At 43.4% G+C, this 16,731-nt stretch carries 13 protein-coding genes; 7 read left to right on the top strand and 6 right to left on the bottom strand.

From position 1 onward, the window contains the following. Window positions 1–885 precede the first annotated feature (885 nt). Entirely contained in the window at window positions 886–3,291 is a 2,406-nt protein-coding gene (locus H6F74_RS24345) for an NACHT domain-containing NTPase (protein ID WP_190444712.1), read from the bottom strand. An 841-nt stretch (window positions 3,292–4,132) separates the two neighbouring features. Here H6F74_RS24345 and H6F74_RS24335 point away from each other — a divergent pair. Beyond that, window positions 4,133–4,426 (top strand): hypothetical protein, encoded by a 294-nt coding sequence (locus H6F74_RS24335; protein WP_190444711.1) that lies wholly within the window; start codon window positions 4,133–4,135, stop codon window positions 4,424–4,426. A gap of 181 nt (window positions 4,427–4,607) precedes the next feature. Here H6F74_RS24335 and H6F74_RS24330 read toward each other — a convergent pair whose 3' ends face one another. Together H6F74_RS24330 and hemW are read right to left on the bottom strand one after the other, a co-directional pair. Continuing rightward, window positions 4,608–5,333 (bottom strand): rhomboid family intramembrane serine protease, encoded by a 726-nt coding sequence (locus H6F74_RS24330; RefSeq protein WP_190444710.1) that lies wholly within the window; start codon window positions 5,331–5,333, stop codon window positions 4,608–4,610. Window positions 5,334–5,423: 90 nt separating this feature from the next. Next, a complete protein-coding gene (gene hemW, locus H6F74_RS24325; protein ID WP_190444753.1) occupies window positions 5,424–6,686 on the bottom strand; it encodes a radical SAM family heme chaperone HemW in 1,263 nt (420 codons plus the stop codon). Window positions 6,687–7,054: 368 nt separating this feature from the next. On the opposite strand from hemW, the gene H6F74_RS24320 reads away from it, so the two are divergent. Beyond that, complete coding sequence (locus H6F74_RS24320) at window positions 7,055–8,134, top strand: PIN/TRAM domain-containing protein (RefSeq protein WP_190444709.1); 1,080 nt, start codon at window positions 7,055–7,057, stop codon at window positions 8,132–8,134. 294 nt (window positions 8,135–8,428) lie between these two features. Here H6F74_RS24320 and H6F74_RS24315 read toward each other — a convergent pair whose 3' ends face one another. Together H6F74_RS24315 and H6F74_RS24310 are read right to left on the bottom strand one after the other, a co-directional pair. Further along, window positions 8,429–8,902 (bottom strand): GNAT family N-acetyltransferase, encoded by a 474-nt coding sequence (locus H6F74_RS24315; protein ID WP_190444708.1) that lies wholly within the window; start codon window positions 8,900–8,902, stop codon window positions 8,429–8,431. Window positions 8,903–9,065: 163 nt separating this feature from the next. Further along, window positions 9,066–10,307 (bottom strand): VWA domain-containing protein, encoded by a 1,242-nt coding sequence (locus H6F74_RS24310; protein WP_190444707.1) that lies wholly within the window; start codon window positions 10,305–10,307, stop codon window positions 9,066–9,068. A 391-nt stretch (window positions 10,308–10,698) separates the two neighbouring features. Here H6F74_RS24310 and H6F74_RS24305 point away from each other — a divergent pair, with 391 nt between their 5' ends. The 3 genes from H6F74_RS24305 (at window position 10,699) to H6F74_RS24295 (ending at window position 12,740) form a co-directional block, all read left to right on the top strand. After that, window positions 10,699–11,358 (top strand): ATP-dependent Clp protease proteolytic subunit, encoded by a 660-nt coding sequence (locus H6F74_RS24305; protein WP_190444706.1) that lies wholly within the window; start codon window positions 10,699–10,701, stop codon window positions 11,356–11,358. Between the two features lie 90 nt (window positions 11,359–11,448). After that, complete coding sequence (locus tag H6F74_RS24300) at window positions 11,449–12,042, top strand: ATP-dependent Clp protease proteolytic subunit (protein ID WP_190444705.1); 594 nt, start codon at window positions 11,449–11,451, stop codon at window positions 12,040–12,042. An 89-nt stretch (window positions 12,043–12,131) separates the two neighbouring features. Next, window positions 12,132–12,740, top strand: coding sequence for a J domain-containing protein (locus tag H6F74_RS24295; RefSeq protein ID WP_190444704.1), 609 nt, complete (start codon window positions 12,132–12,134; stop codon window positions 12,738–12,740). Window positions 12,741–12,748: 8 nt separating this feature from the next. On the opposite strand, the gene H6F74_RS31195 is transcribed toward H6F74_RS24295, so the two are convergent. Continuing rightward, window positions 12,749–15,184, bottom strand: a complete 2,436-nt coding sequence (locus tag H6F74_RS31195; RefSeq protein WP_190444703.1) for a bifunctional serine/threonine-protein kinase/ABC transporter substrate-binding protein — start codon at window positions 15,182–15,184, stop codon at window positions 12,749–12,751. A gap of 525 nt (window positions 15,185–15,709) precedes the next feature. Here H6F74_RS31195 and H6F74_RS24285 point away from each other — a divergent pair. Beyond that, on the top strand, window positions 15,710–15,970 hold the full coding sequence (locus H6F74_RS24285) for a MoaD/ThiS family protein (RefSeq protein ID WP_190444702.1): 261 nt from the start codon (window positions 15,710–15,712) through the stop codon (window positions 15,968–15,970). Window positions 15,971–16,123: 153 nt separating this feature from the next. Next, window positions 16,124–16,360, top strand: a complete 237-nt coding sequence (locus H6F74_RS24280) for a hypothetical protein (protein WP_190444701.1) — start codon at window positions 16,124–16,126, stop codon at window positions 16,358–16,360. The last annotated feature ends 371 nt before the right edge of the window (window positions 16,361–16,731 follow it).

Below are 16,731 nucleotides of genomic sequence, written 5' to 3'. Positions count from 1 at the left end.
AAACAAGCTCTCCTAGCAGAGTTCTAAACTGCCAATTTAGTTGCGAAAGTTGCTGGACGGAATACAAAGGAGAGTTTTGATTTTTGAGTGACAAATTATTGGTTTGTAACTCCTGACTCTTGACGTGTTTTTGGGCGCTAAAATACAATTGCTTTATCAGGTTCGGAAGAAGCTTCCTGCATACGCGGGCATACAGTTGTAAATACTGGGATTGCTAATTGGCAACCTTGCCATCCAGCTTGAACGGAGACACCAAGAGTTTTACAACAGCCGCCTCTTCTTCCTATTGGATTGTAAAATTGACAGTACCGACAGGCTGAAACTGGAGGGTTTAAGGTATTCATAAAAGTGTTTCCGTTTAAAAAAAAATCACAAGTGCTATTGGTCTGTCTTTAATTAAGTATGCAAGTAATTTTTTACAAGTAGCTATAAGTTGTACAATTTCAACTTAAAACATTGCATTTCATCACAAAAATTGATTAAGTTAGGTAACTCAATAGTGATAGTTCACTGCAACGAAAGTTAAGCGATCGCAACATTCTCCTCGTTTCCCGGCTCAGTCTGGAAACACTTTTCAATAGACGATCGCCTCCCATAAAGCAATACAGTTCTCTTAAGAATATTTGTAGGAACGAAAGCCAATACCCATAAGCATTTGTTGGGTGAGGTTATTTCGACCCAACCTACAAACGCTAAACATCTAAACCCTGCAATTTTATTGGGTGAGGTTGCAAGGACTAAACCTACAACTGAAGCCCCATCCCTATTAAGGGTGGGGTTAGGGAGAGGTATAAATGATCTATTTTCAACTCAGAGTCTCCTATTAGGCATTCTCCAGGCTTAAGCCGGGGAACGAGGCACAAAAATGACCACGAGTTGCCTTTTTTATAGAGAATTAAGTTTTCCAATTGCCGCAATCGGCAATAATAAAGTATCTTCAATATGCGATCGCACGGCGGGTGTCACTTCACAATCACTATTTAAGCAATCTACAAGCAACTTATTGGCATCATAGTATTGCCGCAACAAGTGCTTCTGCTGATTGCTGAACTGCCAATCGTAACTGGCATTATTATGTTCCACGATCGCGGCTGATAATAGCTCAGTCCAAGTTTGTCCCTGCGCTTGCCACCATGTCTTAAATCTTTGTAAACCTTTATCTGGATTAGGTAATTCAGCTTTGAGTTGTTGCAGGCTGCGCCGTAACTCGCGAGCGCGATCGCTATCCAAAGCCAGAGCAAAATCTATCGCACAATCTAGAACGCGATTAATCGCCCGATCCAGCGCATCAGTATGATTCAAACCAGAAGCATCACGATTCAGAAAAAAGTCTAAAGCATAAGCAAAGTCATCATCCATACCAACGTCACCGTCAATAGCCTGAGCAAGACAAAGGTAAAGCGGTAAGGGAAAGAAAGGAACGGTAGGAAAAGAAAAGCTAACAGGGCCAATGCTTAGGGTAGAAGCCAGAGAATGGTCAAAGGCGCAAGCAAGGGAAAAGTAAAATGCTCGAATAGCCGCAGGTTGTTGGATATATTCGACTGAAAGAGTTTTCTTATTGATAGATATGAGTAATTCCTGTAATTTTCCATCAGAAGCTGCGATCGCATCGATTTTTTGCTTCATCAATTGCAGCAAATCGTCAGCATTCCGTAACATTCCCGCTGCCAGCAAAAACACTTCCCGCCAACGTTTTTCGCCAACATGATTAACGAAATGTTCCAGAGCTTGTGGATTAGAACTGGTAACAAATTGTCTTGCAGTCAAATACTCTTGAAAAGTTAAATGAGAAAACGAGTAAATTTGCCGCGCTCTCTCTACTAATAAACCATATTGAGACTCAATAGATTTCAGCACCGCTTCACTATCCAGGCGCAACGTCTCTGGATCGGACTGGGAATCGGGTAAAGTTCTCAAATAGTCTGCGATCAGTTGCTGGATTTTACTTTGTTCAAAGAAGTAATAACCTTGCTCAAAAGTGATAGCTGCAACCTGAGTCAGCAGCTTAATCTTGTGTGGCAAAGACAAATTTCGATACACTTCATTTCGTTTAATGCCTTTAGCTTCATCTCGTTTAACAAGCAAGATATCCAATCCTTGCTCGTATAGATTGGAGCGTTTCGAGGGAAATTCCCCTTTCATCGCAAAAACTAAACAAGTCAAATTTAGTAAAATTGGCGTGACTGCTAGTTCTCGAATTTGTTTATTTTCTGGTCGCTTCAGCTTTTCTAGAAACCGATTTGCCGTAGCTAAACCTTCTGGGGGTGAACTTCTACCAACTTCTACAAACCACTTTTTTGCAAAAGACTCAATTTGCTCTGGATTCAAATCTGCAATTTCAACTTCTGTGAATCCCGGCAATCGAGGAAACTGGGCAGCAACTCGACAAGAGATAATTAACTGATTCTTGTAATATTTTTGGGAAAATCTGCGAATTTGTTTCAGAACTTCTTCGCTATTTGGGTGTTGAACTTCATCCAAACCATCTAGCAAAATTAAAGCTTTACCTTGCAAAAGCAAAGTTTCCACAACAGCCGCCGAAACTCCGCAGCTACTAAGTTCTTGACTAATGTAGTTTACTAAACTGAAACTGCCTTCATCGCTGGCATCCTCAGCAAAATTTTTCAGCCTAATAAAAATTGGTATTCGGTATCCTTGAAACTCGCCTTTGTTACACTGAATAGCCACATATTTCAAAAACGTGGTTTTACCGGAACCCGGTTTACCCAGCACCATCAGCTTAGGATAACTTTCTACTGCCTCAAGCCCTAAAACTCTTGCCTGACGCACCCGACTCAATCCGAAACGATCGAACTCGTCTGCATCTGGGTTGAAGCCTTGCACCAAGTCCGAAATCTCCAACCAACGTTGGCTGGTGATCTCCTCTAGAATATTGACATCGATATAAATATTGTCTACGCCAACCCGCCGCGCAATATCCAACAGGCGCAGCGTACCGCACTGTTCTTGAATTTTGTCTCGGTAGAGCGATCGCACCTGCTCCACCAAAGTATCAATCTCCCAGCCATTGTTGCGAACACTCTCTATTTGCTCAGCTCCTTCACCTTTGAGCGGATTGGCAATCTCTTCCCAATTGAGATCCAGCTGAAAGCAAAGTTCGATAAAGATCCGACGCTCCACAGGTTTGCCTGCCAAAAATCTTCCCACTGGCTGGCGAGTTCTTAACCCAACCTCAACAGCTAAATCTTCTTGCGTCCAGCCCTTGCGGGCAAAGGCTTGCCTTACGTGTTTGAGAGCTTGTGAAGAAACTTGAATAGAGCGTTTAGCCATAAATCAGAGGTCAACCCCTGTATTTTTTATATATTTTTTAGGCTACCATACTTTATTTTTTTAAATATACTGCGATTAATCTTAAGCTCCACTACGATTTTACAGCAATATTTGTAAATAATTAATAATTCTAAAACAAATGGTACAAATCATACATGATTTGATTTTTTGTCTAAACTTTATTTCATACACGAATATTTTATGCTATAAGGCAATCTGTGGCGGAGAGTCTATGCAGCAAGTTGAAGAACCAAGACCAGAGGTAGACAAACAATACTTCGTATAATCAGAATTTGCAAAGCTAGAATTTATCTTTTTTGACGCTGTAACTCAGCAATTTTACAGCTAGCTTAATGTCATTTTAGATGCGAATAAATCACTAAAATGTCCCTGCCATCAATAGACGGAAGAATAAAAAGAATATTTTCGTCTGAGGTAATCGTCTGACCAAAAATTGCAGAAGCAACAAAACATCGTCTGATATTTCTCAAGCCCATTGAAAATATTTTTGTCTTACTTAAACAAAAGTGGCTTGGTGGGTCTAAATTTTTAGGAATATTACTAACTATATTTACTATTTTAGTCCTTTTATTATCGAGCCAGAAGCTAAATTTACTCCAGCGGGTTACATTGAGGATCTGGAAAAGGAAGGAACTAAAGGCATCGCCGTCCAGATTTAAAAGTGCCAGCAAAAACAACTGACTGTAAGTTGAAATTGAAGTTCAATAAAATTTTGAAGGTAAATAAAATATTAGAAATAAACTACGAAAATACAAAGAATAATTATTTATACACATAAAATCTTTACTTGTTTAAAACTCGTTTTTGGGGATTTTAAAATATGAGCATAACACTTGTCAACCTAACCTTGCCAATCGTAACAGATGAAATTGAAGCAACCTTAGATACTTATCCAGAAGACCCCTATCAAAAAGCTTTTGCTATTCCTGAGTTGCGAGAAAAACTCATCGCTTATGTCCTCAGCACAATTCCTAGCACTTATACAGTTGTTGAGGACGCGCAACCAGGAATAATCTACCCTAAGTTTCCTTATCGTTCTTTAGAACTACGACTGCACATAGAAAATCAAATCCATAAGGGCATTAAATACATTCTCCAATCTAATTTTGACTGAGTTATGCACCATATCCCGCAAGAAGCTTACCCAGGTAATGTTCCTTCTGACTGGTTTGGCTGATATCCATAGAGCTTACTTAGAATCGCCAGAGCGATTGGTTGGGGTGAAATGTAGCCTCAACCCAACTAACAATTGTCAGTAAATATTTACTACTCATTCCTAACCTTTTTCTAATCCCTTAGTAAATCGCCGTAGAAGGTTTATATTTAACCATCAGTCGCGCTAATATTAATCCGAGCGCCAGCCCAATTCCATGCGTCCAGTAGGTAATATTAACAGGATTAACACCGCTAGAAATTTTCAAGCTGCCGATTCCATAAAATACCTGTTGTACAAACCACCAAAATAAGAAGAACAGCGCAGGTAGTTCGATAGGAATAAAAACCACTATCAAGGGTAGAACAGTGTCAATTTTGGCTTTAGGGAAATTCAAAAGATAGGCACCGATGACAGATGCGATCGCGCCATTTGCCCCAATAAATGGCACACTTAAAGTAGGCTCAACTAAAACTTGCACAATCCCAGTAAGAAGACCGCTAATTAGGTAGAATATTAGATATCCCCTATGCCCTAAAATATTCTCCACACCCTTTCCAAAAACAAATAGAAATAAGAGATTGCCTAGAATCTGACTAAAGCTGCTGTGGAGAAATATCGCTGATAACAGAGAACTAGAAACAATCAAAACAGCAAACCACGCAGCAGGATTATTCCCACTAACTGCATCTGACATCACTGCGCTTAAATGAGCCGGAACTATACCCCAGTGTTGGATAAAATTAGTAAGTTCACCCGCAACTTCTAACTTTAGCTCCCACAAGAACAAAGCAATATTAATACTAATTAAGAAGTAATTAATAATCGGCTTGCGGGGACTGGCAATATTATCTGCAATAGGAATCATGAATTTTAGTGTTTTGAACGCCAAGGTAAGCAGAAGAATTATTTTACTTTGCGTACTTTGGCTATCTGGAGCGTTAAAACAAAAGATAATTTATTCCAACTGGCTAAACAAATCCGCCAAAATGACATTAGAAAACAAGAACCCCTCTGGATCGGTTAATTTTATCCGCCCTGATGCTGGGAGTTTCTGAGTTTGTTGCCTAATGGCTTCCCCATCGTCGGTTACAACTTCTACCCAACCTAGTTGATAGTAGGGTTGCAAACATTTGTCAATTTTTGAGAGCGTTTGTTCGCCAAACCGTTCAGCCAGGGTTGATAAACTTAAGCCTTCTGCCAAACGCAACCCTAACATCAATGTTTCTAACAATACCTCAGAGGCTGATATCTGAGGACAGTCCAACACCCCACCAGCTTCACGGAGCTGTTGCACCCATTCGTAATATTCTCGTGTTTTGCGGGGACGGGTGAAACGGCACCCCTGTAAGTAACTTGCCGCACCCATACCAAAGGCGTAGTAAGGGCGATTCTCCCAGTAAACACGATTATGGCGGCATTGATGACCGGGCTGGGCGTAATTAGAAATTTCGTAATGTTCGTAACCAGCACCCGTAAGGATTTCGCTGGCTTGGCGATACATCTGGGCGGCGGTTTCATCTTCTGGTAAGGGTTTAGCACCGGGTTGATATTGCCGCCCAAAGGCAGTTACAGGTTCTACTTGCAGATCGTAAATTGAAATATGAGTAGGAGCGATCGCAACTGCTTTAAAGAGAGACTCTTGCCAGTGATCTAAGGTTTGATGGGGCAATCCAGAAATTAAGTCTAAACTAAAGTCGGCAAACCCCACCTGACAGATTAGCTCCACAGATGCAAAAATGTCAGAGACAGTATGCGATCGCCCGCAGACTTCTAGCAACTTTTGCTCAAACGACTGCACCCCTAGACTGATTCGATTCACACCCGTTGAGCGGTAGCCTTGGAGTTGTTTCCCATCAAACGTCCCTGGATCTACCTCCATCGAGATTTCAGCGTCAGCGGCAATACCAAAGCAACCGTCTAGCTTATCCAAGATACGCCCCAGTTGTTCCACCGACAACAACGAAGGAGTACCGCCGCCAAAGAAAATTGTTTTTAAGGGAAATCCCAGCGCTGGCGTTATTTCAATTTCTTGCAATAGCACCTCAACATAATGCTCAATTGTCCCAGAGTTGTTGCCAGTCTTGTGATCCCCAACCACTGACACTGGAAAATCACAGTAAAAGCATCGCCTTCTACAAAATGGGATATGTAGATAAGCGTTCCTGGGAACCTCAAAATCAATAAATTTCTTAGCTGGCTTTAAAGAATTTAATACCATGTTTGCATCAATACTCAATATAGCGATGAAATATTCAAAAATTTGATTAATAGTTGTAACTTTAATAAATTTATCGTCAGCCATTTAATTTTATACCTCACACCGCCCTAAGCCCAGACACCAGTCTAGTCCAGCCTTTAGCAGATTAAGAAGTCCGATAAATTTTTCGCTTCCCTATCTCTAATAAAAGACAATTGACTTCATTAAAAAAAATCAAATTGTATAGAGATGCTGATATTAACTGAACCTCATCCAAAAAGTGAATGTCATAACACAAAAGATATAATATAACGGTAAATCTAAACAAGCATCAGTTTTTGAGATCCGCTCCCAGAAATTGAAGCATTCATCCCAATCAACTTGAAACAATGCTTGACGCACTCATAATTCTTTTATTCATCCTAGCAGCGGCGGGAGTCGGTTTCGACGCTATAGAATTGCTACCCACTGGTATGCTGGATCAAGTCAGCAATCAGGACGCTTTACGCTGGGTATTCGCTGGGTTTGCCGCCATAATTGGGGGTGCATCTGGGCTGCTGGTGCAGACAACCTATCGCCGCCTAGAAAAGAAAGTCCGCGAAATGCCGATAGAGGTTATCCTGACTAGAGCAGTTGGCTTGGTGCTTGGCTTATTAATAGCAAATTTGATGCTGGCACCAGTTTTCCTGTTACCAATGCCCTTCGATTTTGCTTTTATTAAGCCTTTGGTTGCCATTTTAGGCAGCGTAATGTTTTCCTTCTTGGGTGTCACCTTAGCAGATACCCACGGTCGTTCCTTCCTGAGGCTGATCAGTCCCCACTCAGTAGAAACGATGTTGGTATCAGAAGGAACCCTCAAGCCTGCCTCTACAAAAGTTTTGGATACCAGCAGCATCATTGATGGTCGCATTGAAGAACTGCTGAACACTGGCTTTATCGAAGGTCAACTTTTAGTGCCGCAGTTTGTCTTGCAGGAACTGCAACAACTGGCAGATGGTTCCAACGATATGAAGCGCATCCGGGGACGGCGAGGGTTAGATATCCTGAACCGGATGAAAACAGCTTACCAAGAACGCATTGTCATCCACCCAGCGGACTATGATGAAATCGCTACGGTAGATGCTAAGTTAGTGCGTTTGACGCAAGAAATTAATGGCACGCTGTTAACCAATGACTACAATCTCAGTAAAGTTGCCACCTTGCAGAAGGTGCCTGTACTGAATATTAACGACTTGGCTCAGGCAATTAGAGCAATTTATCTGCCTGGTGACACTCTTGAGCTGAAAATTCTCAAAGGTGGCAAGGAACCCGCGCAGGGTGTCGGCTATTTGGACGATGGCACTATGGTAGTTGTGGAAGATGGTCGCGACTACGTGGGTGGTGAAGTCCGAGTGGTGGTGACAAGTGCCTTGCAAACCTCGGCGGGACGGATGATTTTTGCCAGACCCCAGGCTTCTGTTCCTGTCTAGACAGATGTCGAGAGCCATACGAATCAAATCATGCGACCGATGCAGCGAACCTGCATCGGTTCTTTTTCGAGTTCGTTATGATGAGTCTGAGCAATGGATTTTTGTGTGCCAGCAGTGTTGGCCTTCTATCAGCCAAAATAATCCATTCTACGTTTACGGCGGTACTTGGAAAGCCAGGAAAAAGGGATAGGGAGCGGGGGCTTTATCGTTTTCAAGCATACTCCTCCAGATGCAAGCGATCGCATAAAGCTTTGCTTCCTCCAAGAGCAAATGCTGAAATCGCTGCCCATTCTGTCATATGGTCGCGATGTACGTTTCCTGGCGAAACGGTTTAAATCCTCGTTTAAGATAGTTGGATAACGCTGCTGGGTGGTCGAGCGTACAGGTATGCACCCAAACGCGATTAGCGCCTTCCTTCCAAGCCTGCTGGACTGCAATTGTGAGCAGATATTTGCCAAGTCCACGTCCTATGAATTCTTTAAGCAACCCGAAATAGGCAATTTCAACCGAGCCATCCTCATGTTGGCACAACTCGTAATAACCGCCTAGTGCGCCTGCACCATAAAGTATCCATAATGAGATACTCGGTTGGCTTAGGTGTGCGTGAATCCGCTTGTCCGTCCAGCCTAGTCTGTCCACCCAGTGATAGTTGCGCCCAACTTCGGAGTACAGATAACGAAAGAAGGAAGGCGGACACTCGACAACCGGCTCAACTTGTACGTGATCATTTGTAAGCGTTGCTGGCTTCAACTCATTAAGTGACAACATTTGAAGATAGGTTCGTGTTGCCTCAATGCAATCCATACAACTCATTTAAACAAAAGCAATTCAATGGGCTGCTGTCTCTGGTGGGAGTGGTTGCTGCCTAAGAATAAGAGGGTCTGTGTAGAAAGCATTGCCAAGCGGAGCTTGGGAACGAGGGTCGAGGGGGTTATTCTTGCAAAATGGTTTTAGACACGATCCGCGTCTTTTTCCTATCGGCTTCTGAGAGTTCTTCTCCTGATTGCAGGCGAGTCGCACTGGTTTGCAGGACGGTCGCGGCGCTATTGTCTCCCATTTGTAGGGCAGTTTTGGCGGCAGTTTGTAACATTGTCGCAGCACCAACGCGATCGCCTTGTTGCAATTTCGCTTCTGCCAGTTGGGTTTGCCTATATTTCGCCAACGCCAAAATAGACTGTTGCACTTGCTGGTTGGGTGCGGGTTGGTAACTCCGGACAACATTCGCCTCGACTGGGATCGTTTGGGAAAGTAACCCAGTTTGATTCTGGGTGGGATCGTCGTAGCGGATTTGTACACTCGCAATATTTTGACTGCCTTCGGACAACTGGCTAACGTAAAGGTTAGCTAAGATGACTCGCGGCACATTCTTCATCAAGTCTCCCAGACGCACCACTAAGGAGTTGCCTTCTTGTTGCACTGGCAACTCAATTGTATCTGGAGCAACTTGGGCAATCGGTTTGAGTTCGGCAAGCCGTACCTTCGGCATCAGAGACAGTAGCAGGTAAGCATTAGTTAGTCCCACCGAAGAGATGCGATTAAACAAGCGCCCAAACTCATCCACCGCCTGCTCTGGACGCTCAATATAAGACAGCATACCCCCGCCTGCGTCGGCAATTTTCTCCAATATGTCCTGGTTCCAGTGAGCGCCAAACCCCAAAGTGTTCAACGTCAGATTGTAGCCAGTAGCTACTTGGGCAAATTTCAGACAGCGGTTGTTGTCGCCATGCTCATTTTCGCCATCGGTTAACAGGAAAACCTGGGAAACGGTTTCCTTTTTCCCCTTTGCCAGTTCTTCAATTCCGAGTTTTAGACCCTCATCAATGGCAGTACCCCCATCAGCAGTGAGCCGATTAATCTGCTTTTTGATGTTTTCTGGGTTATCTATGACTTGGTTAGGGACGAGGACTTTGGCTCTGTGATCGAAAGCAACCACAGAAATGCGATCGCCTGGTACGAGACGCTCCACCAGCCGTACAGCTGCCTGTTTCACCGTTTCCAAAGGGCGTCCGTTCATCGAGCCACTGTGGTCAAGAACCAAACATAAGTTTAAGGGAGCGCGACCTTCAAACTCGCTGGCGATCGCAGAAATTGAAATCTCTAGTTGACGCTGGCTACTCCCTTGAGTTGCGTCAATATTGGTATCATTCAGGGCAGGCTGTAAACCAACTCTCATAGCACTTGAATCCTGGCAGGAGAAGACACGATCTGACTAACCACAACGCAAAATACCGCCGCTACGGAAAATGAACCGCAAATAGTTACAGAACTTATTTTCCACAATAGCTTGCAGCCTAACCCTGGGGAAGCACCCACCACGAAAATTACCACTCTTGGTAGAAACGCTAAATAACACGGAGAAGTGGGACAGTGGTAATTACCGATTATCCATTACTAATCCCCTATCCTTGCATCCTTAGATTCCAATTCCTTGTATCCTAAGACCGAACCTTAACCGTAAGCGGTAATGAAAGCAAAACTGCTAGAATCCAAGCAGTACGGTGAGGTACACCGGAATTTAATGTCAAATTAAAGATAGCGCCATTATTGACCGCCCATACAACGCCATGAACTCACCCATGAAGGCTGTTCAAGCTCCTTACTACGGCGATAACTTCTACCGTACACCGCCACCAGATTTACCCTCCATGATATTGAAGGAGCGGATTGTCTATCTGGGAACGCCCTTGGTGCCAGAGGTAACGAAACTAATTATCGCTCAGCTACTGTTTTTGCAGTACGAAGACCCCGAAAAACCGATCAAAATCTACATCAATTCCACTGGCACTTCGCGTTATGACGGTGAACCCGTTGGCTTTGAAACTGAAGCCTTCGCCATCTGTGACACGATGAACTACATTAAGCCGCCCATCCACACCATCTGCATCGGTTCGGCGATGGGGATGGCGGCGATGCTACTGTCAGCTGGAACCAAAGGCTTTAGAGCTAGTCTCCCCCATGCCACGATTATCCTGCACCAGACCAAGAGCTACGCTCGCGGTCAAGCGACGGATATTCAAATTCGCGCTAAAGAAGTGTTGGCTAATAAGGAAACGATGCTTGATATCCTATCGCGCCATACGGGTCAGTCGAAACAAAAAATCTCTAAGGATATGGATCGGCTCTACTACCTGACACCCCATCAAGCTGTTGAATATGGCTTGATTGACCGGGTTCTGGAGAGTAAAGCAGACTTACCAACACCGCTTCCCGCAGGCGTGATCTAAAGAATTAAAAATTAAAAAGGAAATGCTTCATTTTTAATTTTTAATTCTTTAGAGACCAATTTCAAAGATTCAAAAACGGAGTTTTGTACCATGCCTATTGGCTACCCTAGAGTTCCCTACCGGATGCCAGGGGGACAATATACTGATTGGATTAACATCTACGATCGTCTTTACCGGGAACGGATTATTTTCCTGGGTGAAGATGTGGACGATGAACTGGCTAACCAGATTGTTGCTGTGATGCTCTATCTGGATTCGGAAGATCCAGGTAAAGACATCTACCTCTATATCAATTCTCCTGGTGGTGTGATCACATCTGGCATGGCTATTTATGACACCATGCAGCACATTAAATCTGATGTGGTGACAATTTGTGTGGGCTTAGCTGCGTCGATGGGTTCTTTTCTGTTGGCAGCTGGCACAAAAGGCAAACGCCTTGCTCTGCCTCACTCGCGGATTATGATCCACCAACCCTCCGGCGGTACGCGGGGACAAGCCACAGATATTCAAATCGAGGCTAAGGAAATTCTGCGGATTCGTCACCAACTGAACCAGATTTATGCTGACAGAACAGGTCAATCCATCGAAAAAATCGAGAAAGACATGGATCGTGACTTTTTCCTATCTGCTCAAGAAGCTAAGGAATACGGTTTGATTGACCGCGTGATCGAAGAACGTCTGTAATAAGTAGAGACGCGATGCTCCTCGCGTCTCTACAATGGCAATGGAAACTATAAACAAAAATTGGAAGAAGATAGTTAAAGATACCTCTGATGAACCTCGCAGATTGTTACCGATTGTTGGGGTTAGGCTCAGGGGCATCTTTTGCAGAAATTAAAGCGTCTTATCGGCGTTTGGCACGAAAGTATCATCCTGATGCAAATCCTGGCAATCGCCAAGCTCAAGATAAGTTTATTGAGTTGACTGAGGCTTACAAGTTCCTTCTCGGCGTGGTGCAAACGTCGGAAACCCAAGAGGAGGAATTAAGCCAACAAGAGACAGTCGGAGAAACGCCACCTCAACAAACCGTCACCAAGATTACTCGCAAGGAGACACAACTGCCAAAGACTCCCCAGTTGTCGCAAATGGATCAACAACTGAAGTGGAGTTCGTATCAGCAGTTGCAACAGTTGCTGAAATATCGCCGTTTTGCGCGAGCGATCGCTCTGATTGAAGGACTTGCTCAACGTCTACCACAAGATCCAGAAGTTCGTCAGTGGCAAGCGATCGCATATCAACAGTGGGGTCGTCAACTAATCGCTGAAAAGCAACTTGACAAGGCAAGAATTTATCTAAAAAAAGCCTTGAAAACTGATCCCCACAACCGTTCCCTCTGGGCTGAGGTTGAGCGAGATTTTCGCCGCCTAGAGCAGCTGTTCTGAATCTTTATTTATTTTCTGCAATTCTCTAAGCTGTTAGCTTTAGTTGGGGGATAGTTCACAGGTACAAAAATGTAACTATCGGTTGAGCAATTAGCTCGAACTACTTTAACCAAAGTAGAAATAGGCTCATTGCGATCGCCACCTCGAAAACTAATCGTCCCTGTAGCTCCTTGGGCTTTAAAGTTTTTGTCTGCTAAGGCTTGTTGCAAACTAACACGGCTCGGTGATGATTGTTTTTCTAAAGCTATTATCAGCGCACGAGTAGCATCATAAGCCGTAGCTGTGCGCCAACTTACATCACCTCCCCATAAATTCCTAGCCGCTTGGGGAAATTCTGGGTTGTCATGGCTTTCTAAATGATGCCATGTTACAACCACCACAAAGCGGTTTAAAGCATCTTTTCCTAACAGCAGTAAAGTATCAGGACTGTAGAGGGTACTACCTCCCACTATCCAATAATCGCCCCGATTAGCTCTGATTAATCTTAAAGTATTACTAATACCAAAAGCAGTGGTTCCACCATCTGGAAATACGCCCAGGGCTGTAGCTTTTTGCCTGTGTGCTTGCGCGATCGCTGCACTTGCATTAAACTGTTGTTTAGACAAATCAACTTCCGCTACCACCTTTCCACCGCTAGCAGTAAAGCTAATGAGAAATTGCTCTCGTAAAGAACGGCTAAAATTACTCCCAGGAGCGTAAAAAACTGCTGCTTGTTGGTCACGAGATTGAGCTAGTAAGTAGCTTGCTAAATATTGGGCAGCCACTCGCGTATTCGGTACGGTACGAAAGAAAACGTGATTGGGAATATCGCCCCAGCGCGAAAGTTCTTCTGATGTGCTACCAGGGGAAATTACTACCAATTTATGTTCTTGATAAACAGGCACAGCTGCCAACGTCACTTCACTGGCATAGTGGCCGACAACTGCTAAAAGATCCCTTCTTTTCACCAGTTTATTGGCAACTTCTTGAGCTTGTTTAGGGTTATTTGCATCATCGGCAATTAATACTTTAAGACCAATACCATTAATCTTTTTTCCTTGATTTATTTCATTTTGGGATTGGGCGACTCCTCGCATCATTTCCATTGCTGTGTCTGAACTCTTGCCTATGGGAGCAACAACCGCAATAGTGTAAGCTTTTTGGTTTCCAAGTTGGGCATTATTCAGATAAATCAAAGTTTCAGGATCGCTCGGTTGTTCTTCCCGTGCCTTTTTTAATAAGCTGACAGCTTCAGCATATTTACCTTCTTTGATTTTTTCCACTCCCTGTTGTTTAAAAGATACTTCAGAGTCAGGAACTAAAACTTCTTCTCCACAACTTAAATTGTCCCCAATAATTTTATCGCAAGCCTTGGGCAGGTTTATTATATAGATTATTGCTGCTATTGCCGACAGTAAAATTGCACCAGCTAAAATTGCTAGTGTAAGTTTTTTATTTTGTGGTTTGACAAGCGTTGTAGTTTCCTCGTTTATATTATTACTGCTAGGAGGAATTGGGGGTTTTGGGGAAGGTTGCATAAGCTGAAAGCTTCTACTGGTTCGTGTCTCAATTTGTTTTAACCGTTGCAAAATTTCGTGTGCATTCCTCGGACGCTTTGTTGAATATGGCGGTAAGGGAGCCATCATGTCATCAATCAAATCGGCTAAGTTTGGCGAAACTTGCGGCGCTTTGTTTCGCCAAATTAAGCGACCTGTCTCGCTGTCTTCAGGCAGCAAATCGGGAGATATTCCTGTGAGCAAGTGAACAAAAGTTCGCCCCAAAGCATAAAAATCAGATGCAAGAACTGCTCTGCCACTTACTTGTTCTGGAGGCGTGTACCCACGGGAAAAAATTACTGTGCCACCTTTTCCTTGTAAGTTATGTAAGTAGGTTTCTGTAGCTTCTCGTACTGCACCAAAATCAATCAATACCAATTGATTATCAGGTTGCAGCATAATATTAGACGGCTTAATATCTCGATGGAAATAATTGTGTTGATGTATCTTGTCTAAAATTTCTGTTATTTGTTTTAACCATTTGCAAGCTTGCTGTTGGGTAATGGGTTTATTGTTTTGATTTAACCAGTCTCTCAAATTGCTTCCTTCAATTTTCTCCATTACCAGACAATGCAATGGCTTGTTGCTATTTACAAGATCGATTTTGAAGTATCCATCTGACTCGACTCTGGGAATACCTTGATAATTCAGCTGCTTTAGTACCTCTGCTTCCCGCTGAAACAGGCAGATTGCCTTATCGCAGTCAATGTGCAAAACTTTCAGGACTTTTCGCGTACCTCCGCGACACGTATCCTCCACCTCAAAGGTGTGAGCAAAGCCTCCTTTGTCCAGACGTTTAATTACTCGATACCGTCCTGTAACTAAGATTTCTGGCCCACAGCTAGGACAAGCGAGTTGATTGGCAGGGTTATCGAAATGAAGGCAGGTGGGATTGATGCAATAACTCACGACGAATACACCATCCCGATTAAAGTGGGAATGTTATAGTATTATAGTTGCTGGCACAAAGTAAGTTAATTTCTTAAATAATCGTTTAATTAAAGTTTCTTATAACAAACTTTTCCCAACTGATGGGAGTGTGAAAATAACTCCGTTGCTTTCGGGAGAGCTTTTAGATCAGGGAATAACGTCCTAATGGTTGGATGGCTGAGCTTATGTTGGTGGAAAATTATAGTTAAAAATTATCCTTTACTTGAGATATTGAATTCGTCTGACAATAATTTTGTTTTAAATATTTGCCAAGCTTCTGTATGATTTAGATTGGTCTAAGAGAAAAGGACGAACCTGTAGATCTCCCTACACTATTGCAAAAATCCCAGCGATCGCATTCTTGATGAAGGTTGTAGTAGATGCTCCCTCGCTGGCAGTCCATAATATACCAACTACTACCCAGTGGTTACTAAGGCGCGATCGCGTAAGCTAAAATTAGCGCGATCGCGCTAATCTAATGACAATCGAAGAGCATCAGTTCCTATGTCCCAACAAGCGATCGCTATTACCGTCAAATTATTCGCCGCCTATCAAGAAGCCTATGGAGTTTCGGAACTGTCGCGAGAATTTCCGCCAAATACACCCGTCAAAGCAGTGCTAGATAGTTTCATGACTGAGCATCCAGAACTCAACAAATGGCGCGAATTTACCCGCTTCGGTGTAAATCTCCAATTCGTTGAGCCAGATACCATTATCCAAGATGGTGATGAAGTTGTGCTGATTCCACCTGTCAGCGGCGGCTGACCCCATGCAAGGATTTTGGATTAATCAAACGAAAAGACGCGATGTTTCTCGCGTCTTTTCGTTTAGCCTCGCATTGTCTGAGCTTGATAGATTAGGTTAGGTCACTAAGTGTTGGCTTTTAGGCAACGTATAGCAATCCTATTTAAGTTGTGAATGAGTATTTGCTCTGGTGTAGGGACACGGCAGTGCCGTGTCCTTACAGGATTTCACGAATCATTTAGGATTGCTATATCAGTTAACAACAGTTGTATTGATGGGAGTGGTCGTTTCCGAAAGCTGAGGCTGCTCGGCTATAATCGCATTACCCAGCAGGACGGCGATAACGATCATTATTCCAAAACCAAACCCGCCAAAGGCAGGCTCACGGCGCTGATTGCAGCAGCAGCATGACTGTTGAGAGAAAGAGTCGGATCTGCAAGAACATGGCATGAGAGCGAACACCTCCAAAGTAATTGCCGAAGGTAGATGGGAATTGCAAGCTGGAAACCTAACGCTATTGCTTAACGCACTCTCAAGAGGTTGTTATCGTCGATGCGCGATGCAGCTTGTTTTTGCTCTTTTATGGAGTAGAACCATCATCCTTTCAGTAATGCTGTCTATCAGCACAATTTGTTAGCGCTGTCAACTAGCACATTATTTTTCTTCACAAGTGTTGGCTGGGTTTCGGGAAAAAGCTGAAATTTAATTGAAAAAATCTTTACAGTCCGGGCCGAAGTCAGGGGCAAAGCGATCGCTTCCCTTCCTTCGGCTTATTTCAACCC

The sequence above is a fragment of the Trichocoleus sp. FACHB-90 genome (genome assembly GCF_014695505.1).
In the GTDB taxonomy this organism is placed as follows: Bacteria; Cyanobacteriota; Cyanobacteriia; order Cyanobacteriales; family FACHB-T130; genus Funiculus; species Funiculus sociatus.
The sequence above is the reverse complement of the archived record's forward strand: the minus strand, read 5'-3'. Positions and strand labels throughout refer to the sequence as shown.